Below are 22582 nucleotides of genomic sequence, written 5' to 3'. Positions count from 1 at the left end.
CGGGGAAGCAACCCCGCCCTTTCGCTTTTCAGCGTACCTGCGCGAAGAAGCGCCGCATGTCCTCGACCAGGAGCTCGGGCGCGTCGGTCGCCGCGAAATGCCCACCCCGGGGCATTTCGGTCCATTGCACGATATTGGGCGTCGAACGCTCGGCGAAGGCGCGTACCGAGCGGAAGTCGTCGGGGAAGACCGCCACAGCCGTGGGTACGGTGTTGGGCAGTTCGCGATAGCCCGCCCCGGTCCTGGCATTCTCGAAGTAGAATTCGGCGGCCGAGCTGCCGGTGGCGGTGAACCAGTAGATGGAAAGCTGGGCCAGGTAGCGATCGCGGTCATAGTCCTGGTCGCCCTCGAAGCCGAAGAAGAGTTCGGCGTTCCAGGCCAGGAGCGCCACCGGGGAATCGACGAGGCCATAGCCCATGGTCGCGGGGCGCTTGGACTGGATATCGGCATAGCCCGAATACTTCTGGAACTTCTCGAGATTGGCGAAGCCGGCCATCTCGAAGGGCGTCACCTTTTCCATCTCGCCGGGTGCGCCGCTGGGAAAGGCGAAGATCTGCTGGAGGTGGGTGCCGGCCAGCCCCTCGGGCGCCAGGATCCCCAGTTCGCGCCCCACCAGCGCGCCGCCGTCGCCGCCCTGCGCGCCATAGCGCTGGTAGCCGAGGCGCTTCATGAGCGTGTCCCAGGCCGCCGCAACCCGGCTGGCCTCCCAGCCGGGCCCCGAAAGCGGGGTCGACCAGCCATAGCCGGGGAGCGAGGGGATCACGAGGTCGAAGGCCAGGGACGGGTCGAGCCCGTGGCGGCGCGGATCGGTCAGTGGCCCGATGACGTCGAGGAACTCGGCGACCGAAGAGGGCCAGCCATGCGTCAGGATCAGCGGGAAGGCGTTCATCTCGGGCGATTTCACGTGCAGGAAATGGATGGTCTGCCCGTCGATGACGGTGGTGAACTGCGGGTAGGCGTTGAGCCGGGCCTCGTGGATGCGCCAGTCGAAATGGTGCAGCCACTGGTCGGCCAGCTCCCTGACGAAGGCGACGGGCTGGCCGTGGCTCCAGTCCTCCGCGATCGATCCGGGCCAGCGCGCCATGGTCAGGCGCTCCTTGAGGTCGGCGATCTGGGCGTCGGTGATGGCGATCCTGAACGGGGTGATGGCGGTGTCGGTCATCTGGTCCTCTCCTTGGGCCTGGTCGAGCAAGCGGGGGGAGAGGGCCGCGGCGCCCGCCAGGGCGAGAAAATTGCGGCGATCGATGGTCATCTGTCTCTCCTTGGGCGGCGGGCGTCATTGCCCTGCCGGTGACAAGGAGAGTGGATCAGGCCTGCTGACAGCCTGTGTCAGGACGGTGAGGGGGCGAGCCCGCGGCGCTGCTCGGCCTCCGCTGCCCAGACGCGCTCCCACTCCTTGAGCAGGATGGCGCGGCGCTTGCCGAAGCGGTCCTCGCCCTGCGCCGCCTCGCGGATGCGGTCGACGCGGAAATTGCGGAAAGCCTGGCGCAGCGTGCACCAGGCGCCCACGATCTGCTTTTCCTCGTAATAGGCGAGCGTCACCGGCCAGATCGGGCGCTCGCTGACGCGCCCGGCCTCATCGGCATAGGAAATGGTGAGGACCTTTTCGGCCCGCATGGCCTGGCGGATGACCGAGAGCAGCGGCTCCTTGTCCTGGCTCCAGGTGCCCTGGGCGGCCCAGAGGCCGGTGGTCTCGATGCGGTCGCGCAGGTCGTCCGGACTGGCGGTGGCGATCTTGCCCAGTGCCTTGGTGGCGGCCAGCGACAGGCTCTCGTCGGGGCGTCCCTGCACCCAGCGTGCGCCGAGCACCAGCGCCTCCAGTTCCTCGGGGCTGAACATCAGCGGGGGCAGGAAGAAGCCGGGGCGCAGGACGTAGCCCACCCCGGCCTCGCCATCGATGGGCGCGCCCAGGCCGATCAGGGTCTGGACGTCCCGGTAGAGCGTGCGCACCGAAACGCCCTGCTCCTCGGCCAGGGCGGCGGCCGTCACCGGCTGGCGGTGGCGGCGCAGGGTGTCCATGATCGAAAAGAGGCGCTCGGTCTTGTCCATCGGGCGAGCATAGTGCGCGACCCGACAAGCGCCAATGGGCGATCATGGCGTGACGGGTTCAGGCATCCTCGCCGAGCGAAAGCAGCCGGTCGATCTCGGCCATGGCATCGGAGGAAAGCGGTCCCTTCTGGAGCGCGCCCAAATTGTTGCGGATCTGCGCCTCGCTCTTGAAGCCGGGAATGGGGATCGTGGTGGGAGAGCGGGCCAGGTTCCAGCCGAGCGCGCCCTGGGCCAGGGTGCGCCCGCCGCTCTGGAGCACCTCGCGCACCGCGTCGAGCCGGGCGAGGAATTCGGGGAGCGGCCGGCCATCTTTGAAGAAGCGCACCCAGCTGTGGCCGGCGCCGCGCACGTCGCTGGCGGCCATAAGGGTGTTGGGGCCGAACTTGCCGGTGAGGAACCCCATGGCGAGCGGCGAACGATTGAGGCTGATGAGGCCCTTGCCTTGGCAGAGCGCGAGCATGTCGGGTCCGTCGCAGAAGACACTCAGCTCCTGCTGGACGGCCACGAAGTGCGGGTAGACGGTCATACGGGCGGCAGCGCGCGCATCGTCGGTGCTCCAGCCCCAGGCCCGGATGGCGCCGGCTTCGGCCAGTTCCTCGAGCGCTCCGGCGGCCGCCTCGGCGGCATCCTCATCGAGACCTCCGACATGGATCTGGTAGAGATCGATATAGTCGGTGCCCAGGCGCCTGAGCGAGGCGGCGACGGCGCTGCGGATATAGGCGGGCGAGACGTCGGCGCCGGAAACGCTTTTGCGTGCCTCCTCGTACCGGTAGCCGAACTTGGTGGCGATGACCACGCGGTCGCGCTTGCCGGCAAAGGCGCGTCCGAGAACGGTTTCGCTGTGGCCCGTGCCGTAGACGTCGGCGGTGTCGAAGATGGTGGCGCCGAGGTCCGCTGCCAGCTCGAGAGCCCGCACCGACTGGGCGTCGTCGATATCGCCCCAGCCATCCGGCTTGCCATCGAGCAGGAACGGTCCCCCGATGGCCCAGCAGCCGACCCCGATACGGGCGGCGCGGCGGCCGTCCCACAGGGCGATGCTGGCCTCGGGGTGGCGAGTGGCGTTGAGTTCCCTGGTATCCATGGTTTCCTCCTAATCCTCAAATCCGTTCTTGAGACGCCGGCGCAGGGCGTCGCGCTCGATGCCCATGTCCTCGAGCAGGCGGTCGTCGACCGCCTCGAGCCGCATGAGGGCGCGCCGATAGCGCCACCAGGCATGGATGCGCTGGCTCAATGTGTGGGTGACCGGCATTTTCGGCCTCCTTTCGAAAATGAAACACCATTCCGGCCAGGCGGCCGGCACTGGGTGAAGCGGGAATTTCTGAATGCCCTATCCTTGCGCAGGAAAGCAGGCGGGCGCTACACCAAGCTTCGCAAGAGGCTTTTCAGGAATGAAAAATGAACCTGAGCTGGGACGATCTGCGGCTGTTTCTCGACGTGGCGCGGCTGGGCGGACTGTCGGCGGCGCGCGAGACGACCGGGCTGAGCCCGGCCACGCTCGGCCGACGCGTTGCGGCGCTCGAGCGGCAGATCGGCGAGCCGCTCTTCGTACGCTCGCAGAGCGGCTATAAGCTCACCGACGCCGGCGAGGAACTGCTCGGGCGCGCCGAGGACGTGGAAGCGGCCATGCTGGCGCTCAACCGCTGGCGCGAAGGCGCGGTGGGGGACCGGGTGGTGCGCATTTCGGCCGGACCGTGGACCTCGGCATTCCTGGCCGCCCATATCGGGGAGATCTGGCGGGTCGAGGATGGCATCCGGATCGAACTTGTCACCGCCAATGCCAAGGTCGATATCGGCCGGCGCAACGCCGATATCGGCATCCGCAACCAGCGCCCGACAGAGCAGTGGCTGGCCGGTCGCCTCACCGGGAGGACGGCCTATGCCATCTATTCGGGGCGCCATCTCATCAACGGCATTGCCGCCGGACTCTTCGTGGGGGTAGCGGGGGAAGCGGCCTCCACGCAGTCGGCGCGCTGGCTCCATGCCCATCATGGCGACCGGATCGGGGTGCGCGGCAACGATGCGCGCACCGTCGTCGACCTGGTAGCGGCAGGGGCGGGTCTGTCGGTCATGCCCTGCTTCATCGGGGACAGCGACGCGCGGCTGGTGCGCACCGCCCCGCCCATCCCCGAGCTCTTCGCCGAGCAATGGATCGTCACCCATCAGGACGAGCGCCATGCCGCGCCCATCCGGCTTGTGGCGGGGCGCCTGGCCGAGCTCATGGCCCGCAACGGCGCCCTGATGCGCGGAGAGACGCCGCGCTCCTAGCGCGAAAATGCATTCACGCGCGGGCGCTTGTGCACCCAAACCGCTTTGGGTAACGTCCCTGACCTTCGTTTGCGAGCTTTCGAAATTGATGCGATTCGGCCTTGAGCTGCCCCCGCAATGGCGGGTGTACGGCGCGTTCCTGCTCTATTCCTTCTGCATGGGAAGCCTGTTCCCGCGCCTGCCTGACCTGCAGCACGCCATGGGCGTGGCCGAGGGTGCGCTGGGCCTGGCCCTGATCGGCACGGCCGTGGGCACGCTGATCTCGCTCACCTTTGCCGGCCCACTGCTCGAACGCATCGGCTATCGCCGGGCCATCCTGGTGCTGATCCCGCTGCTCTCGGTGTTCTATGCCGTGGCGGTGCTCGCCCCGGCGCCGGCGCTCCTCTTCATCATGCTCATCCCGGTGGGCCTGTGCATCGGGGCCATCGAGATCATCGTCAATCTCGAGGCAGACCGCACCGAGCATGCCATCGGCCACCGCATCATGAACCGGGCGCACGGCTTCTGGAGCCTGGGCTTCTTCTCGTCGGGCCTGCTGGGCGCCTTCATTGCCCAGATGGGCATCGATTTCCGCACCCATCTCTGGCTGATGATCCCGGTGATCGCGGTGGGTACGGTGCTGGTGCTCGGCCGGTTCGACCCGGCGCCGCACCGCACCGGCGCCTCCACCGATCCGGCCCCGCGCTTCGCCCGCCCGACCCTGGCCATCTTCGTGCTCGTCGCCGTCACCATGTCGGCGATGATCCTCGAGGGCGCGGGAGCCGACTGGTCGGCCATCTACATGCGCAAGGAATTCGCGGTTTCGCCCTTCATTTCCGGCTTCGCGGTCGCCATCGGCGCCCTCACCCAGGCGCTGACCCGTCTTGTCGCGGACCATTTCGTCGAGCGTTTCAGCCCGACCGCCGTTGCCCGGACGCTGCTCTCGATCCTGGGCGTCGGGGCGGTCCTCGTCTTCTTCGCTCCCGCCCCCTGGGCGGCGCTGCTCGGCTTTGCGCTCATGGGCGTGGGCACCAGCGCCATCTTCCCGCTGGCCATGTCGGCAGCGGCGCAGCGCACCGACCGCCACTCGGCGGTCAACGTGGCCGCCCTCGCCCAGATCTCGTTCGTGGCCTTCCTGCTCGGGCCGCCGCTCCTTGGCTTCGTGGCCGAACATTTCGGCATCCGCTGGTCGTTCGGTATCGGCATTCCGCTGGTGATCGTCAGCCTTTTGACGGCTGGCGCATTGGGCAAAAAGCCTATACCGCACGAGGTAGAATAAGTACGCAACGCGCCCCGGAAAAGGCGCCTCTCGGAGTCTCCGATGCGCCTGGCGCAACATCACCGTCTCTATTCCTGCTTCTTCCTGTTCGCGGTGGCCACGGGGGCGGTGCTGTCGCGCCTGCCCGACGTGCAGCACAACCTGGGCGTCACCGAGAGCCAGCTCGGCCTCACCCTTATCGGCATGGCCATCGGCTCGCTGATTTCGCTCACCTTCGCCAGTCCCATCATCGAGCGGTTCGGCGCACGCCGGACGGCGCTGGTGACGGTGCTGGGGACAGCAGCGCTCTATTGCAGCGTCGCCTTCATCGGCTGGGCGCCGCTGGCCTTCTGCGCCCTGGTGGCGGCGGGCCTGCTCGCCGGGGCGCTCGAGATCAACCTCAATGTCCAGCTCGACCGGCGCGAGGCCGAACTGGGCCGCGGCATCATGAGCCGCGCCCACGGCTTCTGGAGCCTGGGCTTTTTCGTCACCTCGCTCATCAGCGCCGCCATCCGGCAGGCGGGCGTCTCCATCCAGGTGCATGTCGGGGCGGTCCTCGTCCTGGTGCTGGTGGCGGGCGCGGCGATCATCTGGCAGCTCGAGGAAGCCCCGACGCGCGTCCATACGGCGGCCGACGACCAGATCCACCGCATCGCCTTCCCCACCTGGGGACTGCTGCCGCTCTGCATCATCGGCATGGCGGCGTTCCTGGTGGAAGGCGCGGGCGTTGACTGGTCGACCATCTACATGCGCGACGTCTTCGAGGCCGAGCCCTTCATCGGCGGCATGGGGCTGACGCTCTTTACCGCCTTCATGGCGGGGGCGCGCCTCTTCATCGACCCGGTGGTCGATCGGCTTGGGGCGCGCCTGGTGGCCACCGTCCTGCTTTCGGCGAGCGCGGCGGGGTTGATCGCGGTGGCCTTCGCGCCCTCGACGGCGGTGGCGCTGCTCGGGTTCTCGCTGCTGGGGCTGGGCGCCAGCGCGGTCTATCCGCTGGCGGTCTCGGCGGCCGCCCAGCGCACCGACCGCCCCTCGGCGGTCAACGTCGCGGCCATGGGGCAGGTGACGTTCGTGGTCTTCTTCCTTGCCCCGCCACTGCTCGGCTTCGTGGCCCAGTACATGGGCATCCGCGATTCCTACCTGGTGTGCCTGCCGCTGGTCTTTGCCGCCCTGGCTTTGGTACGATCGCTGCCGGCACGGCGCGGCCTGCCCCGCCCCGGCGCCACGCCGCCCGTTCCGACTTCGCCGCACGGATAGCAATGGCCGACCTGCCCCAGATCGTGGACCTGCGCCAATCGCCCACTGCCCTGCGCGTCCAGCGCGGGGTGATGCGGTTCCTGCGCGGCCAGCACGATGTCTGCTGCTTTGCCGAGGTGCCGCTGGCCAACGGCCGACGCGCCGACATATTGGGGGTGGGGCCCAGGGGCGAAATCTGGATCGTCGAGATCAAGTCGAGCCTCATCGACTTCCAGGTCGATGCCAAGTGGCACCACTACAAGGAATTCTGCGACCGCTTCTATTTCGCCAAGCCGCCCGAGCTCGATCCGGACATCTTTCCCCAGGACGAGGGGCTGATCGTGGCCGATGCCCATGACGCAGCCATATTGCGCGCGGCCAAGGATGATCCCCTGCCCGGCGCGCGCCGCAAGGCGCTGACGCTCAAGCTGGCGCGGCTGGGCGCCGACCGCATCCATACGCTGATGGATCCGGGCGAACTCTAGCGCCCGGGCTCCTATTCCCCGCCCGGCTCGGCGTGGACGGTTTCGGTGACCGTGGGCATGACCGGGGTGGTGACGGGAGCGTTGAGGGAGTTTAATTGCTTTTGGAGGGCGTTCATCACCGCCAGCCGCCGCGCATCGCTGTCGGCGCCCTTGATGATGTCACCCAGCCCGATCAGGAACTGGGCATAGGCCATGTGCCAGTCGGTATGAAGCTGGGCCGGATCGATGCGCTGCACTTCCGGGCGCGTCACCCCCGCCACGCCCGAGGCCCGCAACTCGAAGGCGTCGTCGAGCATGGGCAGCACCACCTGATCGCCCCCGATCCCCGACGTGACCAGCGCGGCCCGCAGGGCGGCGCGCTCCTCGTCCTCGCCATGGGTGAGGAAGATGGCGCCATGGGCGGGCAGGCGCTCGCGGATCCAGGCCATGAGCTCGGAATGGTCGGCATGGGCGGAGTAATTGCCGAGGCTGCGCACCCGGGCGCGCACCGTCACCACTTCGCCGTGGATGCGCACTTCGCGCGCGCCGGACTGGATGATCTGGCCGAGCGTGCCGGGCGCCTGGTAACCCACGAACAGCACGGTGGCGTTGGCGCGCGGCAGGTTGTTGCGCAGGTGGTGCTTGATACGCCCGGCATCGGCCATGCCCGAGGCAGAAAGGATGATGGCGCCGCCGCGGATCGAATTGATCGCCTTGCTCTCCTCCACCGACTCCACGATGCGGAAGCGCGGGTCGTTGAAGAGTTCGTCGGCCGTGAGATCGGTATCCTCGAACATGGAGGCGTATTTCTTGTAGACGCCGGTAACCTTGCTCGCCAGGGGACTATCGAGGAACACCAGGGTGGGGTTGATCTGCCCCTCCTTGATGAGCACGCCGATGTCGTGGAGCAGTTCCTGGCTGCGCTCCACCGCGAAGGCCGGGATCACGAGGTTGCCGCCGCGCCCGAGCGCTTCGTTGATCTCGTGCTTGAGGGCCTCGCGGCGCTGGACCAGCGTATAGTCGTCGCGCTCGCGCCCGCCATAGGTGCTCTCGCACAGGATGTAGTCGAACCCGGCCGGGGCCTCGGGCTCCTTGTAGAAGACCTTCTCGTCCGGGCCGATATCGCCCGAGAACAGCAGGGTGATGGTCGAGCCGTCATTGTCGGCCACTTCCACCTCGATGGAGGCCGAACCCAGGATATGGCCGGCATTCCAGAAGCGGGCACGCACGCCCGGACCGGGCGAGATCCAGGCCTGGTAGTCGGTGGTCTGGCGGTGCTTGAGGGTCTCCTGGGCGTCCTCGATGGTGTAGAGGGGCTGGAGGAGCGGTTCGTTCTTGCGCGCGAGCTTGCGGTTTTCCTGCTCGGTCTCGCTCTCCTGGATGCCGGCGGCATCGAGCAGGAGATATTCGAGCAGGCCCGCCGTCGGGGCGGTCATCCACATCGGCCCGGAAAAGCCCTGGTGGTAGAGCTTGGGCAGTAGGCCACAATGGTCGATATGGGCGTGGGTGAGCAGCACGAAGTCGATCTTTTTCGGATCGAACGGGGTCGGCTTGTAGTTGAGCTCGCGCACCGTCCTGTTGCCCTGGAAGAGGCCGCAATCGACCAGGAACTGGCCGTGCGGATGCAGCACCCGGTAGCACGAGCCGGTCACGGTGCCGGCCGCCCCGTGGAACTCAAGCGTGACGGTCATGTCTTCTCCTTGTGGTTCCGGGGGGACGAGCAGCCTTGGGGCCGCTAGCGCGGCGCGCGCTTGGCCAGGATGCGCTGGAGGGTGCGCCTGTGCATGTTGAGGCGCCTTGCCGTTTCCGAGACGTTGCGGTCGCACAGTTCGTAGACGCGCTGGATATGTTCCCAACGGACGCGGTCGGCCGACATCGGGTTCTCGGGCGGCTCGGGATGCTCCTCGCCATTGGCCAGGAGGGCGTTGATGACGTCGTCGGCATCGGCGGGCTTGGCCAGGTAGTCGACGGCGCCCAACTTGACCGCGGTCACGGCGGTGGCGATGTTGCCATAGCCGGTGAGGACCACGGCGCGGGCGTCGGGGCGTTTTTCGTGCAGGGTCGAGAGGACCTGCAGGCCATTGCCGTCCTCGAGGCGCAGATCGACGACCGCGAAGGCGGGAGGCTCGGCATTGACGGCGGCGACGCCGTCGGCAACCGTGTCGGCAATGCGCACCTCAAAGCCCCGCTTGACCATGGCGCGCTCGAGGCGCGTCAGGAAGACCTTGTCGTCGTCAACGAGCAGCAAAGTCCGGTCGGACTGCAAAAGTTCGTCAAAGTTACTCATGGCCTTCACATAAGACCTTGCGGCCCAAACGTCAAAAGAACTCGGCCTATACGGACTGTTCGATGACCTTGCGCGGCCAGGTGACCTGTACCTGGGCGAAGCGATCCGGATGCACATTCTGGAAGCGCAGTTGCGCCCCGGTGCGTTCGAGCAGCGTCTTGGCGATGAAGATGCCCAGTCCCAGCCCGCCGGAATCGGCGCCCGCGACTCGGGCCCGGGTGGTGAGATAGGGCTCGCCCAGGCGTGCCATGAGCTCGGGCGGGAAGCCCGGGCCGTCATCGGTAATGGTCACGGTCACCGTCGAGGCGTCCCAGGCGGCGCGCACGGTCACCGCCTCGCGGGCGAACTCGGTGGCGTTCTCGATAAGATTGCCCAGCCCATAGAGCAGGCCGGCATTGCGGTGGACGGTCGGGGCGGTTTCGGCATCGCCCTCCGATTGCAGGCGGATGGTCCTGCGCTTCTGGTGGGGGCTGGCAACCTCGGCCAGGATATCGCCCAGGGGGGCGGCGGCGAAGGGATCGCCGCGCTCGGCCCCCAGGTCGCGCAGCTTGGCCAGAATCGAGCCGCAGCGCTGGGACTGCTCGATGAGCAGGTCCACGTCCTCGGCCAGGGGACCGGGCGGCACTTCGTTGCGCATCTCCTTGGCGACGAGCGCGATGGTCGAGAGGGGCGTGCCCAGTTCGTGCGCGGCAGCGGCGGCCAGGCCATCGAGGGCGTTGAGCTGCTCGTGGCGCGAGAGCGCCAGCTCGGTGGCGTTGAGCGCGTCGGCGAGCTGGCGCGCCTCGTGGGCGACGCGGTTGATATAGGTGGCGATGAAGACCACCCCGCAGAGCAGCGAAACCCAGATTCCCACCACATAGAGGCGATCGAAGACGAGCCGGGTATCCGGCTTCCAGGGCAGCGGCATGTGCCAGACCGACAGGCCCGAGGCGATGACCGCCACCAGCAGCACGAGGTAAACGGTGGCGCGCTGGGGAAGGGTCGTGGCCGAAACCGAGATGGGAGCCAGAAGCAGGATCGAGAACGGGTTCTGCAGCCCGCCGGTCAGCGCCAGCAGGGCGCCGAGCTGGAGGCAGTCATAGGCGAGCTGGACGGCGGCGACTTCGGGGCGCAGGCGGTCGCCGGCGCGGTGGCGGAAGATGAAGACCAGATTCATCACCACCGAAAGCCCGATAAGGGCGAGGCATGGGGCGAGTGGAGTGGGGTAGCCGAGGACGAATTCGACGAAGAGCACGGCGACCGTCTGGCCGCCGACGGCCAGCCAGCGCAACCAGACCAGGGTCTCAAGCCTTATAGGCCTGAAGGTCGCCGCCTGCTGGAGGGCGCCGGATGGCTCCATGATAGTCATTTGGGTCTCCTCGCCCGCCGATATCGTACCGCGATAGGTAGGGTTAACCGGCTTTTCAAGGGCAAAAAACCCCATGCGTCCCGTTGATCGCCGGCTGGACGGGACCAAATCAGCCTTGTTCGTGACTGGGAGTACCGCAATGCACACTGCCATTATCAAACCGCAATGGTCACCGCTCACCATCGCCCTGATGGTGCTGGGCTTCATCGTGTTCTGGCCGCTCGGCCTGGCGATGCTGGCCTATATCATCTGGGGCGAGAAGTTCGGCGGTTCGGCCGAACGTGCCGACGCCTGGGTCAACAAGCAGAAGGCCTGGGCCAACCGGAGCTGGGGCTGCGGCCCGCGCGGCTTTGCCCGCAACAGCTTCGGCAGCGGCAATGCCGCGTTCGACGAATATCGCGACGAGCAGCTCAAGCGCCTCGAAGAGGAACGCCGCCGGCTCGACGAAGAGATCAACGAGTTCCACGAGTACATGCGCAACCTGCGCATGGCCAAGGATCGCGAAGAGTTCGATCGCTTCATGCGTAACCGCAACGGGAACCGGCCCAATTACGGCCAGCCGTCCTCGGACGACAACCCGACACAGGTCTAGGTCTCCTCCTGACGCAACTTTGAGTGAAGTTGCTACCTGACGCCCCGCAAGGGGCGTCTTTTGTCTGTGGAACTGTACCGGGCGAATCGGCTCTTATCGCCAGGATGCTGCGATTGTTCGAACCCAAGTTTCCCGCTTCCACCCAGGCCCGCGTCGACGGCCAGCCCGTCCAGATCGCGGTGCGGGTGAGCGCGCGTGCACGCAGCTATCGGCTCTCGATTCCCCATCAGGGCGGTCCGGTGCTGACGGTGCCGCGGCACGGGCGCTGGTCGGAGGCCGAGGCCTTTCTCAACCGGCAGACGGCCTGGCTCGCGGCGCGCCTCAAGCGCAGCGCCGGGCCCCTGCCCTTCGCCGAAGGCGCCGAGGTACCGGTGCGCGGCGTGCGCCACCGCATAGTGGGCACGGGCAAGGTGCGCGGGCGGGTCGAGGCGCTGCTGGTGGCCGAGGGGCCATCGCTCTTCGTGCCGGGAGAGCCGCAGCACCATTCCCGACGCCTCACCGACTGGTTCAAGGCCGAGGCGCAGCGCGACCTCGAGGCACGCGTGGCGATCCACGCCGCCAATCTGAACGTCAAGGTCAAGTCGATCAGCATGCGCAGCCAGTCCACGCGCTGGGGCTCGTGCTCGAGCGCGGGACGCCTCAACTTCAACTGGCGGCTGGTGCTGGCGCCCGATTTCGTGCTCGACTACGTGGCGGCCCACGAAGTGGCGCACCTGGTCGAGATGAACCACTCCCCGGCCTTCTGGGCGACGGTCAGGCGCACGCTGCCCGACATGGAGCGCGGCAAGGCCTGGCTCAAGGCGCATGGGCGCGAGCTCATGGCCTATGGCATCGAGGCCTGAGCCCGGCGAAACTCGCCGGGCCGCTAGTTCCCGAAGATACCGTTGATGATGTCGACCACCGTGGTCTTCTTCTGCGGCTCGACCTGCTGGATCGGCTGCGGTTGCTGCTGCTGGGGCACGTCGGCGGGCGGCTGCATGTAGACCTGCTGCTGGGCCTGGGGCTCGAGCTGGGTCGGCTGGATGCCGTTGATGTCGCCGAGCTGGCCCTCCGGCGGCAGCGTCTGGGGCTGGCCGAGCACATCGCCGGCCGGCGCCTCCTGGGCGGGCTGGAGATATTGCTGGGGCACGGCCTCGTAGACCTGCTCGCCATCGGGGGTGAGCACGGGGTTGCCGTTGGCATCCATCATGGGCTGCATGGGCAGGTCGGCGGTGGTCGGCTGGGTGACCCCGCCCGGAATGGCGGCGACCGTCAGGCCCTGGTGCGCCTTGTTCATGAACTCGGTCCAGATCTGCGCCGGCACGTTGCCGCCCGAGAGCGAGGTCTTCTTCTCGTCGTCGTTCCCGAGCCAGACGCCGGTCACCATGTGGGACGTATAGCCCACGAAGAGCGCGTCGCGCGCCTTCTGGGACGTACCGGTCTTGCCGCCGATCGGCCAGCCGTTGAGATGGGCGCCCTTGCCCGTACCGACCTGGACGGCGGTCTGGAGCATGTCGTTCATCTCGGCGAGGATGGGCGGGGCAATCACCTGTCCGGGGCCGGCGGGCACGGCGTCATAGAGCGTCTTGCCGCTGGCGGTCTCGATATGGGTGATGACGTTGGCAATGACCCCGTTGCCGCCATTGGCGAAGGGCGCATAGGCCGCGGTCAGCTCGAGCAGGGAGACTTCCGAGGTGCCCAGCGCAATCGAGGGCACCGCATCCATGTGGGAGGAAATGCCCATGCGCATGGCTGTCTCGACCACCACTTGCGGGGTGACGTCGATGGCCAGGCGCGCAGCGATGGTATTGAGCGAATAGGCCAGGCCCGTGCGAAGCGTCACCGGACCATTATACTTGCGCGAGGCGTTTTCCGGGCTCCAGCCCTCATAGGTGAAGGGGGCGTCATCGGCCACGGTGTCGGGCGTATAGCCCTTTTCCATGGCTGCCAGGTAGACGAAGGGCTTGAAGGCCGAGCCGGGCTGGCGGCGCGCGGTCACGGCGCGGTTGTACTGGCTCTTGGCGTAGTCCACCCCGCCCACCATGGCGCGCACGGTGCCGTCGGGCTCCATGGCGACCAGCGCGCCCTGGGAGAAGCCGCGCTTGGGCCCTTCCTTGGCGACCGCTTCCTTGACGATGAACTCGGCCTGCTTCTGGAGATCCCAGTTGATGGTGGTCTGCACGACCACGTCTTCCTTGATGTCCCCGATATAGGCCTGCATGAGGCTTTCGACCCAGTCTGCGACGTAGGATTCGGCGCCGGCCACCTTGGTGCGGATGGGCTGACCCGGATCGATCGCGGCCGCCTTGGCCTCGTCCTGGGTGATGTAGCCTTCCTCGGCCATGGCCTGGAGCACCAGTTTCTGGCGCTGGGCGGCACGTTCGGGGTTGGACTTGGGATTGTAGGTCGAGGGTGCCTTGAGCACGCCCGCCAGCATGGCCGCCTGGGCCAGAGACAGGTTGCGCGCCGAGACGCCGAAATAGGTCTGCGCCGCCGCTTCGATGCCGTAGGAATTGTGGCCGAAGAACATGCGGTTGAGATAGAGCTCGAGGATCTGGTCCTTGGAATAGTTGCGCTCCAGCCAGAGGGCCAGCACCGCTTCCTGCACCTTGCGGCCCAGGGTCTGGTCCGGCGAGAGGAAGAGATTCTTGGCGACCTGCTGGGTGATGGTCGAAGCGCCACGGGTAACCCCGCCGGCCTTGAGGCTTTCGAGCGCCACGGCAGCCAGGCCGATCGGATCGATGCCGAAATGGCTCATGAAGCGGCGGTCTTCGATGGCGATGAAGGCGGCCGGCACGTAATAGGGCAGCTCGCGGATCGAGACGGCTTCGCCGCCGGTCTTGCCGCGGTTGGAGATCAGCTGGCCATCGGCGGCGAGGATGCGGATATTGGGCGGCCGGTCGGGCACGGCCCAGGTGTCGGACGCGGGCAGTTGCGCGGCGAAATAGACCACGATGCCGGCTACGGCGATGCCGCCCCAGATGGCGAGGATGAAGACCCAGTAGAAGAGCCGCATCAGGAAGCCGCCAGCGGTGTTGCGCTTGCGGCTCCGCTTGGCCTTGGCGGGCTTGGCCTTGCCGCGCTGCGGCTTCTTGGGCGGCGGGGCGCCACCGGAGCGTTCGTCGTCCACGAAGCTGCCGACGGCGGCCGCTCCCATGGAGGGTTCTACCTTCTTGGCTCCCCAACCGGTGCGCTTGGCAGCGGTCTTGCGACCACGCTTGGCGGCCGGCTGTGCGCCGACCCGATCTTCAGGAGAGATGCGAAATTCCATGAACCGAGCCCCGGGGCCAATCTCGAGCTTTGCGCCCTGGCGGCGCAAGCCATTCAATGCCTTGAAAGCCAAGCTTTAGCAGCTAACGGGTCGGGCGACAAAACCCTTTCCCCTGCGCTTGGCGGCACGCTACGCTATCGCCAGCAAATGTGGCCGGTTTATGTGACGGAGGCCGGCCTGCCAAGGGTTGTTGCCGTCCGGTAACATCACTTTTTGCGCCGGGGAGGACGATTTTGGACGCGACCGACGGGCCCGAGGCGGTCATGGCGCTCTATGGCGAGCGTATCAACAGGCACCGGTTCGACGAGCTGGCGCCGCTGATCTCGGAGGAGGCCAGTTTCTGGTTCTCGGAGGGTTCGTTTACCGGCCCCACCATCCGCCAGGCCTTCGAGCGCACCTGGGATCTGGTCCGCGACGAGCATTACTGGCTCGACGAATTGCGCTGGATCGCGCTTGGCCCCGATGCCGCCAGCTGCATCTACCGCTTCAACTGGCGCGGCGAGATCAACGGCGCCCCCACCCAGGGCCACGGCCGCGGCACAACGGTCCTGCGCCGCGAACCCGCCGGCTGGAAAATCGTTCACGAGCATTTGAGCCGGGAAGCGTAGGTAGCGGGGAATCGCCGGCGCGCCACCCCGACGGGCTGATCGGTGTTTTCCAACCGTTTCGGCCTCAGAAGTGGCCCCCGCGGAAGGCGTGACCAACTCCAGACAACCGCGCCACCACTGCCCCGCGTGTTTCCACCGCCCCAACCCCATCGCCTCCCTCCCCCTTGTGGTCGGGCCCAGGAAATCTATCCCCGCCCCAGAGCGGGGAAACTGCGCCGGGGAATGGGCGGAGAGAGCGCGTGCCACCCCAATCTCGACAAAGCTCCAAAAACACTTATCCCCGCACACCACCCCTCCCGCATACTTTCCCGATCCCTCCGCCAACGGCGAGGCACGGTACGCGGTGCTGCGGCGGCTGGCGTCAGGACTGGGTGCAGGAAAGTCGACAGCCTGCATCTTGCTCTGCCGCCAGGATCTGGGAGTTGGGGGAAGTCCGGGGGCGCCTGGGCTTACGGCCTAAGTGTGACGTGACCGGCCCGGAGTGCGCTCGCGGGCAACTTGCGTGGACGGGCTTGTAGAAACCCCAAACGCTCAAGGGGCGAGGCGATGCCTCGCACTATCGCTAGCATCCATCGACTTGAGGCAAACCTCGCCCCGAGCCGCCAATGAACCACCCCGCAACCGACCGGAGCGATCCGAGCCGGCGTTTCGGGATGCCTAAACGAAAAGGGCCGCCCGGAGGCGGCCCCTTGCCGAAATCAGCAGCTAGACGTCGAGATTGGCGACGCTGAGGGCATTGTCCTGGATGAAGTCGCGGCGCGGCTCGACCAGGTCGCCCATGAGCTGGGTGAAGGTCAGGTCGGCTTCGTCGCTCTCCTTGACCTCGACCTTGAGCAGGGTGCGCACATTGGGATCGAGCGTGGTTTCCCAGAGCTGCTCGGGGTTCATCTCGCCCAGGCCCTTGTAGCGCTGGAGGGAAATGCCCTTGCGGCCGGCATCGGTGATCGCCTTGAACAGCGAGGACGGGCCGTAGATCGGGGTTTCCTCGCCCTTGCGCACCAGCTTGGCGACGCCGCCGTACAGGTCGTCGAGCTTGCCGGTGATCTGGCGCAGCTTGCGGGCGTCGGCGCTGTTGAGCAGGGCCTTGTCGATGAGGTGGCTCTCGGTCACGCCGCGCACGGTGCGGCTGAAATTGAGGCCGTCCTCGTCGGTGACCTCGCCTTTCCAGCCGCGTTCGTACTCGTCGGTGATGCGATCGAGCCGGTTGGCGACGCGCTGCATGACTTCGCCCGAGCGGGCAGGATCGGCCACCGCCTCGGGATCCAGCCCGCCGACGATGGCGGCCTGCTCGACGATGGAGCGGTTGTAGCGGGTGTTGAGGCTCTCGATGCCATGCACGAGGTCACGGGCCTGGTTGACGATGTCGAGAAGATCGGCGCCCGCATGGGTCGTGCCCTTGCGCGTGGTGAAGACCGCGTCGTCGACACCGCCAGAGATGAGGTAGTCCTCTAGGGCCTTCTCGTCCTTGAGATACTGCTCGGAGGAACCGCGCTTGATCTTATAGAGCGGCGGCTGGGCGATATAGATGTGGCCGCGCTCGAGCAGTTCGGGGGTCTGCCGGTAGAAGAACGTCAGCAGCAGCGTGCGGATGTGGGCGCCGTCGACATCGGCGTCCGTCATGATGATGATCTTGTGATAACGGAGCTTGTCGGCGTTGAATTCCTCGCGCCCGATCCCGGTGCCGAGCGCGGTGATGAGCGTGCCCACCTGCTCGGACGAAATCATGCGGTCGAAGCGCGCGCGCTCGACATTGAGGATCTTGCCCTTGAGCGGCAGCACCGCCTGGGTGGCGCGATCGCGCCCCTGCTTGGCCGAGCCACCAGCGGAGTCACCCTCCACCAGGAAGATCTCGGACTTGGCCGGATCCTTCTCCTGGCAGTCGGCGAGCTTGCCGGGGAGCGAGGAGATCTCAAGGGCCGACTTGCGGCGGGTGAGTTCGCGCGCCTTGCGGGCCGCTTCGCGGGCAGCAGCGGCCTCGGCGACCTTGCCGACCACGTTCTTGGCCTCGGAGGGATGCTCCTCGAACCATTGGCCGAGCTTGTCGTTGACGACATTCTCGACGGCCGGGCGCACCTCGGAGGAAACCAGCTTGTCCTTGGTCTGGGAGGAGAATTTGGGGTCCGGCACCTTGACCGAGAGCACGCAGGTCAGCCCCTCGCGGGCGTCTTCACCGGAAAGCTGCACCTTCTCGCGCTTGAGGATGCCGCTGGTCTCGGCATAGCTGGTGATCTGGCGCGTCAGCGCGGCGCGCAGGCCCGCCAGGTGCGTGCCGCCATCGCGCTGCGGGATGTTGTTGGTAAAGCAGAGCACGTTCTCGTGGTAGCTGTCGTTCCACTGCAGCGCGACCTCGACGGTAATGCCGTCTTTCTCGTGCGTGAACGAGATGGGCGATTCCATGATCGGCTGCTTGGCCTTGTCGAGATATTTCACGAAGGCTTCGAGGCCGCCCTCATAGTGCAGCTCGACATCGACCGGCTCGGGGTGGCGGCGATCCGAGAGGATGATGCGCACGCCCGAATTGAGGAAAGCCAGCTCGCGCAGGCGGTGTTCGAGCGTCTTGAAGTCGAACTCGACCTGGGTGAAGGTCTGCGGCGAGGGCAGGAAGCTGACCTCGGTGCCCGAGCGGCCCTCATAGGTGCCCGGGGTCTTGTTCTGCTCGTAGGTGCCGGTGACGGCCAGCGGCGCATCGGGCTCGCCATGGGTGAAGCCCATCTCGTGAATCTCGCCATCGCGACGGATTTTCAGGCGCAGCCAGGTGGAAAGCGCGTTCACCACCGAGATGCCGACGCCGTGCAGGCCACCGGAAACCTTATAGGAATTCTGGTCGAACTTACCGCCGGCATGGAGCTGGGTCATGATGACCTCGGCCGCCGAGACACCCTCTTCCTTGTGGATGCCGGTGGGCATGCCGCGGCCATTGTCGATGATGGACGCCGAGCCATCGGCATTGAGGATCACCGTCACCAGGTCAGCGTGACCGGCCAGAGCCTCGTCGATGGCGTTATCGACAGCCTCGTAGACCATGTGATGCAGGCCCGAACCGTCGTCGGTATCCCCGATATACATGCCCGGGCGCTTGCGCACCGCATCCAGGCCCTTGAGGACCTTGATGGAGTCGGCGCCGTACTCGGAGGAATCGTGGTTGGTTTCGTCGGTCATGGGATCCCGAATCAGGAAATTTTGGGAGTTATCCGTTTCTAGCGGATGGGGTGCTTATCCCCAAGCAAAATGGCCGATTTTGGCCGGTTTTGGAGGGGATTACGGACTGGGTGCAAGCCTGCCGTCCTTGACGGCGACGACCTGGGCGCGAGGACCGAGGGCTTCGAAGAGGACCGGGTCCGTTCCCGTCATGAAGCACTGGGTCCCGAGGCTGTCGAACGCGGCGAAAAGCGAGGCGCGACGGCCGGAATCGAGATGTGCGGCGATCTCGTCGAGCAGCAGGAACGGGGTGATGCCGGTCATGCGCGAGACGAGCTTGGCCTGAGCCAGGACCAGCCCGATGAGAAGCGCCTTCTGCTCGCCGGTCGAGCCGAGAGCGGCTGGCATCTGCTTTTGCGCATGGAAGACTTCGAGATCGACGCGGTGAGGTCCTAATGTGGTGCGTCCGGCGGCGCGATCAAGGGCGCGGGAGCGCTGCCAGGCCGCCTTGAGGGCGGCTTCGAGCGCGCTTGATGACCCCGGCTCACTGCCATCCTCGAAGAGCGGGGTCAGCGCCAGCGTCGCCTTGGGGAAGGACCCGTCGTCGACGCTTTCTCCGATCAGCGCCTGGAGGTGCCCCAGACTATCGGCGCGGGCGAAATGGATGGCCGCGGCGCCTTCGGCCATCTGCGCCTCGACGGCTGCAATCCAGAGCGGATCGGCGTTCTCTTCGAGAAGGCGGTTACGCTGGCGCATGGCCTTGTCGAAGTCGGAGACGGCGGCCGAATGACCAGGGATGAGAGTGGTGACCAGCCGGTCGAGGAAGCGTCGGCGATCGCTGGCAGGACCCGAGAAGAGGCCGTCCATGGCCGGGGTCAGCCAGAGGAGGCGCAGGTAGGCGCTCATGTCCTCGACGCTGCGGGCGTTGGCGCCATTGATGCGCACGCGCCGCGGGCCATCGCCGGGACTGGCGCCGGTGCCGATATCGACCGGACCGTTATCGGTCTCGACCGTCGCCGCCACCGCCCAGGGCAGGTCGCTGCCCTGGCTGGCGAGGCTTTCGAAGGGCGCCCGCCGCAGGCCCCGGCCCGGCGAGAGCATCGATATGGCTTCGAGGAGGTTCGTCTTGCCGGCCCCGTTCGGCCCGATCAGCACCACGTGGCGCGAATCGAGGTCCAGCGCCGCCGACGCGTAGTTGCGGAAGGCGGTGAGGCGAAGGCGGGAGATGTAGCGCATGAACCCGGCGCGTTGCCCTTAGACGCGCATCGGCATGAGGACGTAAAGCGCCTTGGCTTCGCCTTCCTCACGCACGAGCGTCGGAGAGCCGGCATCGTTGAAGAGGAAGACGGCGTTGTCCGAGCGGATCTGGCCGACGATGTCGAGGAGATAGCGGGCGTTGAAGCCGATCTCGAAATTGTCGGTCTCGAACTCGACCGGCAGTTCCTCCGAAGCGGTGCCGTGGTCGGGATTGGTGACCGAGAGCTCGAGCTGGCCCTGGTTGAGCGAGAGCTTGACGGCCTTGCCGCCGCGCTCGGAGGCGATGGTGGAAACGCGATCGACGGCGGTGGCGAAGGCGGCGCGGTCGACGTTCATTTCCTTGTCATTGTTCTTAGGCGTGACGCGATCGTAATCGGGGAAGGTTCCCTCGATCAGCTTGGAGAGCAGCACCACGCCGCCGAGCGTGAAGCGGATCTTGGTGTCCGAGACTTCCACGGCCACGTCGCCTTCGGCGCCGTCGAGAAGCTTCTGGACTTCACCCACGGTCTTCTTGGGCACGATGACGCCCGGCATGCCGGCGGCGCCGGCCGGCGCATCGGTCTCGGCGCGCGCCATGCGGTGCCCGTCGGTGGCGACGGCGCGCAGGGTCGGGTGGCCGTTGACCTCCAGCGTGTGGAGGTAAATGCCGTTGAGATAGTAGCGCGTCTCCTCGTTGGAGATGGCGAACTGGGTGCGCTCGATCAACTCGCGCAGGGTCGCGGCAGGGATCGAGAAGGAATGGGCGAAAGTGCCCGACTTGAGGTCGGGGAAGCTGTCGGGCGAGATGCAGGCCAGATGGAAGCGCGAGCGACCGGAGGTCAGGAGCATCTGCTCGGCCCCCGAAGTCTCGAGCCGCACTTCAGCGCCGTCGGCGAGCTTGCGGACGATTTCGTAAAGGGTGTGGGCCGGAACCGTGGTGGTGCCAGGCGTGCCGACCATGGCGGGCACGGTCTCGGTGACTTCGATATCGAGGTCGGTGGCGCGCAGGTCGAGGCCTTCGGGCGTGGCCTTGAGCAGGACGTTGGCCAAGATCGGATAGGTGTTGCGCCGCTCCACCACCCGGTGCACGTGACCGAGCGATTTAAGCAGATGATTGCGTTCGAGCGTTACCAGCATGACACCATACCCCTATTGACCTGCCCTCTCGCGGGACAGCAAAAGCCCCGGCGAACCGGGGCCTCGAACCTTTGCGCAAGGGGGGCGAAAAGGCAAGAGTCGGGGCGGAAAAACCGGCCCGTCTTGCACCGTTCTTCACTCTTCGAGCATGCGCTTCAAGAGTTCGATTTCCTGGCAGAGATCACCATCGTCCTTCATCATCTGCTCGACCTTGCGGACCGAGTGAAGGACGGTGGTGTGGTCGCGCCCGCCAAAGCGGCGGCCAATCTCGGGCAGGGAGCGCGAGGTGAGCGACTTGGCCAGGTACATGGCGATCTGGCGCGGACGGACGACGTCGCGCGAGCGGCGCGAGGAAAGCAGGTCGTTGCGCGGCACCTTATAGTGACGCGAGACGATGCGCAGGATGTCCTCGATGCGCACCCGGCGGGCCTCGCGGGCCCGGATGAGGTCGGCCAGCGTCTTTTCGGCAAGAGCCACCGTGATGGGCTCGCCGGTAAGCTGGTTGGCAGCGACGAGGCGGTTGACGGCGCCATCGAGGTCGCGGCCATGGGAAACGACGACGCGGGCGACATAATCGATGACGGCGGGCGGGAAGGTGACGCCGGCAAAGCGGGCCGCAGCCTGTTCGGCGCGCTTCATGACGATGGAGCGGCGCAGATCGCCATCGAAGGTCATGATCGGAACGACCAGACCACCCGAGAGGCGCGAACGGACGCGCTCATCGAGCATTTCGAGGTCGCGTGGGGCGGCGTCGCCGGCCACGACCACCTGCTTGGCGCCGGTCAGCAGCGCTCCGAGCGTATGGCCGAATTCGGTGGCGGACTTGCCCTGAAGGAATTGCATGTCATCGATCAGGAGCAGGTCGACGCGACGGAGCCACTCCTTGAAACCGAGCGCGGACTGGCGCTGCACGGCGGTGATGAAGTGGTACATGAAATGGTCGGCCGTCAGATAGACGATGTTGCGGCCCGGCTCGTTGGCGCCAGCCGCCCAGGCGATGGCATTGAGCAGGTGCGACTTGCCCAGGCCAACGGTGGAATGGATATAGACCGGGTTGAAGCTCACCGTGTTGTTGACCACGGCATGGGCCACCTGCTTGGCGACGCCAAGGGCGATCTCGTTGGCCGAGCCCGGAACGAAGGTTTCAAAGGTCTGGCGCGGATCGAGCGCGCTGCCGGAAAGGGCATCGGCCTTGGCTGCGGCTGCTGCCGGCGTGTCGCGAATGAGACGCGGGGCGGCGGGCTGGACGACCTCGATCGGTTTGGGTGCCGCGGCGCTCGCCGATTGCTCGGGAGCACTGGCCTCGACCACCGGGGCCAGGCGCGGACGGGCCTGACCGTTGACGCGCACCGTAAAGTGCAGGCGGCCGATGGCCTGGCTCTCGCCCTGGAAGGCTTCGAGGATGCGCTCGGCATAATTGGACTGGATCCAGGAGCAGAGGAAGCGGGTCGGCACCGAGAGGTGCGCAAGGTCATCGACCAGCTCTTCAAGCTCCAGACGCGCGAACCAGGAGGTGAAGACATCCTCCCCTACGGCTGCCCTCAACCTGGCCCTCACCCGCGCGAAAAGCTCGCGTTGCTCGGTGGAATTGCCAGCTTGGTCTTCAGCCATCGTGTGCGCCTCGTTCTTTCCTGCCCAATGGCCAGGAACTCTGTTGTTGTTCTCACGCCAAACTACGCGCCCGACTGTCGCTTCGTTGCTCATGTTTGGTGCCCTCTTCGCCGCCCTGCCCGGA

Annotated in this window: 19 protein-coding genes; 7 read left to right on the top strand and 12 right to left on the bottom strand. The window is 66.6% G+C overall.

Annotated elements, in window-relative coordinates:
- Positions 1-28 precede the first annotated feature (28 nt).
- The 4 genes from FNA67_RS00095 to FNA67_RS00080 all read right to left on the bottom strand — a co-directional run bounded on the left by FNA67_RS00095 (position 29) and on the right by FNA67_RS00080 (position 3298).
- Entirely contained in the window at positions 29-1252 is a 1224-nt protein-coding gene (locus tag FNA67_RS00095) for an epoxide hydrolase family protein (protein WP_210246413.1), read from the bottom strand.
- A 77-nt stretch (positions 1253-1329) separates the two neighbouring features.
- Complete coding sequence (locus tag FNA67_RS00090) at positions 1330-2049, bottom strand: helix-turn-helix transcriptional regulator (RefSeq protein WP_049707152.1); 720 nt, start codon at positions 2047-2049, stop codon at positions 1330-1332.
- A gap of 58 nt (positions 2050-2107) precedes the next feature.
- Complete coding sequence (locus FNA67_RS00085) at positions 2108-3130, bottom strand: aldo/keto reductase (RefSeq protein ID WP_147654635.1); 1023 nt, start codon at positions 3128-3130, stop codon at positions 2108-2110.
- Between the two features lie 9 nt (positions 3131-3139).
- On the bottom strand, positions 3140-3298 hold the full coding sequence (locus FNA67_RS00080; RefSeq protein WP_147654634.1) for a DUF1127 domain-containing protein: 159 nt from the start codon (positions 3296-3298) through the stop codon (positions 3140-3142).
- 146 nt (positions 3299-3444) lie between these two features.
- Between FNA67_RS00080 and FNA67_RS00075 the strand changes: the two genes are divergently transcribed.
- From FNA67_RS00075 to FNA67_RS00060, 4 genes are all read left to right on the top strand, one after another.
- A complete protein-coding gene (locus FNA67_RS00075) occupies positions 3445-4314 on the top strand; it encodes a LysR family transcriptional regulator (RefSeq protein WP_147654633.1) in 870 nt (289 codons plus the stop codon).
- A gap of 88 nt (positions 4315-4402) precedes the next feature.
- Complete coding sequence (locus tag FNA67_RS00070) at positions 4403-5572, top strand: MFS transporter (protein ID WP_147654632.1); 1170 nt, start codon at positions 4403-4405, stop codon at positions 5570-5572.
- A 42-nt stretch (positions 5573-5614) separates the two neighbouring features.
- Positions 5615-6808, top strand: a complete 1194-nt coding sequence (locus FNA67_RS00065; RefSeq protein WP_147654631.1) for an MFS transporter — start codon at positions 5615-5617, stop codon at positions 6806-6808.
- Between the two features lie 2 nt (positions 6809-6810).
- On the top strand, positions 6811-7272 hold the full coding sequence (locus FNA67_RS00060) for an MmcB family DNA repair protein (RefSeq protein ID WP_049707148.1): 462 nt from the start codon (positions 6811-6813) through the stop codon (positions 7270-7272).
- 11 nt (positions 7273-7283) lie between these two features.
- On the opposite strand, the gene FNA67_RS00055 is transcribed toward FNA67_RS00060, so the two are convergent.
- The 3 genes from FNA67_RS00055 to FNA67_RS00045 are packed head-to-tail and all read right to left on the bottom strand — an operon-like array spanning position 7284 to position 10886.
- Entirely contained in the window at positions 7284-8942 is a 1659-nt protein-coding gene (locus FNA67_RS00055; protein WP_082202323.1) for an MBL fold metallo-hydrolase RNA specificity domain-containing protein, read from the bottom strand.
- 44 nt (positions 8943-8986) lie between these two features.
- Positions 8987-9538 carry an ActR/PrrA/RegA family redox response regulator transcription factor gene (locus tag FNA67_RS00050; RefSeq protein ID WP_049707147.1) on the bottom strand — a complete coding sequence of 184 codons (552 nt, stop codon included), beginning with the start codon at positions 9536-9538 and terminating at the stop codon, positions 8987-8989.
- A gap of 46 nt (positions 9539-9584) precedes the next feature.
- Positions 9585-10886, bottom strand: coding sequence for an ActS/PrrB/RegB family redox-sensitive histidine kinase (locus tag FNA67_RS00045; RefSeq protein WP_082202322.1), 1302 nt, complete (start codon positions 10884-10886; stop codon positions 9585-9587).
- Between the two features lie 139 nt (positions 10887-11025).
- On the opposite strand from FNA67_RS00045, the gene FNA67_RS00040 reads away from it, so the two are divergent.
- Both FNA67_RS00040 and FNA67_RS00035 read left to right on the top strand, forming a co-directional pair.
- Positions 11026-11478 carry a DUF2852 domain-containing protein gene (locus FNA67_RS00040; RefSeq protein WP_147654630.1) on the top strand — a complete coding sequence of 151 codons (453 nt, stop codon included), beginning with the start codon at positions 11026-11028 and terminating at the stop codon, positions 11476-11478.
- Positions 11479-11591: 113 nt separating this feature from the next.
- Positions 11592-12320, top strand: a complete 729-nt coding sequence (locus FNA67_RS00035; RefSeq protein WP_049707145.1) for a M48 family metallopeptidase — start codon at positions 11592-11594, stop codon at positions 12318-12320.
- 23 nt (positions 12321-12343) lie between these two features.
- Here FNA67_RS00035 and FNA67_RS00030 read toward each other — a convergent pair whose 3' ends face one another.
- Positions 12344-14728 (bottom strand): transglycosylase domain-containing protein, encoded by a 2385-nt coding sequence (locus tag FNA67_RS00030; RefSeq protein WP_145976830.1) that lies wholly within the window; start codon positions 14726-14728, stop codon positions 12344-12346.
- 233 nt (positions 14729-14961) lie between these two features.
- Here FNA67_RS00030 and FNA67_RS00025 point away from each other — a divergent pair, with 233 nt between their 5' ends.
- Entirely contained in the window at positions 14962-15336 is a 375-nt protein-coding gene (locus tag FNA67_RS00025) for a YybH family protein (protein ID WP_244616421.1), read from the top strand.
- Between the two features lie 705 nt (positions 15337-16041).
- Here the strand turns inward: FNA67_RS00025 and gyrB are convergent.
- From gyrB to dnaA, 4 genes are all read right to left on the bottom strand, one after another.
- Entirely contained in the window at positions 16042-18495 is a 2454-nt protein-coding gene (gene gyrB / locus FNA67_RS00020) for a DNA topoisomerase (ATP-hydrolyzing) subunit B (RefSeq protein ID WP_049707144.1), read from the bottom strand.
- A gap of 99 nt (positions 18496-18594) precedes the next feature.
- Positions 18595-19710, bottom strand: coding sequence for a DNA replication/repair protein RecF (gene recF / locus FNA67_RS00015; protein ID WP_049707143.1), 1116 nt, complete (start codon positions 19708-19710; stop codon positions 18595-18597).
- Between the two features lie 18 nt (positions 19711-19728).
- Entirely contained in the window at positions 19729-20847 is a 1119-nt protein-coding gene (gene dnaN, locus FNA67_RS00010; RefSeq protein ID WP_049707142.1) for a DNA polymerase III subunit beta, read from the bottom strand.
- Between the two features lie 135 nt (positions 20848-20982).
- Positions 20983-22458, bottom strand: a complete 1476-nt coding sequence (gene dnaA, locus FNA67_RS00005; protein ID WP_049707141.1) for a chromosomal replication initiator protein DnaA — start codon at positions 22456-22458, stop codon at positions 20983-20985.
- Between the last annotated feature and the right edge of the window lie 124 nt (positions 22459-22582).

This window comes from Youhaiella tibetensis (assembly GCF_008000755.1).
GTDB lineage: Bacteria > Pseudomonadota > Alphaproteobacteria > Rhizobiales > Devosiaceae > Paradevosia > Paradevosia tibetensis.
The sequence above is the reverse complement of the archived record's forward strand: the minus strand, read 5'-3'. Positions and strand labels throughout refer to the sequence as shown.

What these genes read in the sequence shown, in the direction of transcription:
- FNA67_RS00095 (WP_210246413.1), bottom strand. Translation starts at nt 1,252, where the DNA reads ATGACCATCGATCGCCGCAATTTTCTCGCCCTGGCGGGCGCCGCGGCC.
- FNA67_RS00090 (WP_049707152.1), bottom strand. Translation starts at nt 2,049, where the DNA reads ATGGACAAGACCGAGCGCCTCTTTTCGATCATGGACACCCTGCGCCGC.
- FNA67_RS00085 (WP_147654635.1), bottom strand. Translation starts at nt 3,130, where the DNA reads ATGGATACCAGGGAACTCAACGCCACTCGCCACCCCGAGGCCAGCATC.
- FNA67_RS00080 (WP_147654634.1), bottom strand. Translation starts at nt 3,298, where the DNA reads ATGCCGGTCACCCACACATTGAGCCAGCGCATCCATGCCTGGTGGCGC.
- FNA67_RS00075 (WP_147654633.1), top strand. Translation starts at nt 3,445, where the DNA reads ATGAACCTGAGCTGGGACGATCTGCGGCTGTTTCTCGACGTGGCGCGG.
- FNA67_RS00070 (WP_147654632.1), top strand. Translation starts at nt 4,403, where the DNA reads ATGCGATTCGGCCTTGAGCTGCCCCCGCAATGGCGGGTGTACGGCGCG.
- FNA67_RS00065 (WP_147654631.1), top strand. Translation starts at nt 5,615, where the DNA reads ATGCGCCTGGCGCAACATCACCGTCTCTATTCCTGCTTCTTCCTGTTC.
- FNA67_RS00060 (WP_049707148.1), top strand. Translation starts at nt 6,811, where the DNA reads ATGGCCGACCTGCCCCAGATCGTGGACCTGCGCCAATCGCCCACTGCC.
- FNA67_RS00055 (WP_082202323.1), bottom strand. Translation starts at nt 8,942, where the DNA reads ATGACCGTCACGCTTGAGTTCCACGGGGCGGCCGGCACCGTGACCGGC.
- FNA67_RS00050 (WP_049707147.1), bottom strand. Translation starts at nt 9,538, where the DNA reads ATGAGTAACTTTGACGAACTTTTGCAGTCCGACCGGACTTTGCTGCTC.
- FNA67_RS00045 (WP_082202322.1), bottom strand. Translation starts at nt 10,886, where the DNA reads ATGACTATCATGGAGCCATCCGGCGCCCTCCAGCAGGCGGCGACCTTC.
- FNA67_RS00040 (WP_147654630.1), top strand. Translation starts at nt 11,026, where the DNA reads ATGCACACTGCCATTATCAAACCGCAATGGTCACCGCTCACCATCGCC.
- FNA67_RS00030 (WP_145976830.1), bottom strand. Translation starts at nt 14,728, where the DNA reads ATGGAATTTCGCATCTCTCCTGAAGATCGGGTCGGCGCACAGCCGGCC.
- gyrB (WP_049707144.1), bottom strand. Translation starts at nt 18,495, where the DNA reads ATGACCGACGAAACCAACCACGATTCCTCCGAGTACGGCGCCGACTCC.
- recF (WP_049707143.1), bottom strand. Translation starts at nt 19,710, where the DNA reads ATGCGCTACATCTCCCGCCTTCGCCTCACCGCCTTCCGCAACTACGCG.
- dnaN (WP_049707142.1), bottom strand. Translation starts at nt 20,847, where the DNA reads ATGCTGGTAACGCTCGAACGCAATCATCTGCTTAAATCGCTCGGTCAC.
- dnaA (WP_049707141.1), bottom strand. Translation starts at nt 22,458, where the DNA reads ATGGCTGAAGACCAAGCTGGCAATTCCACCGAGCAACGCGAGCTTTTC.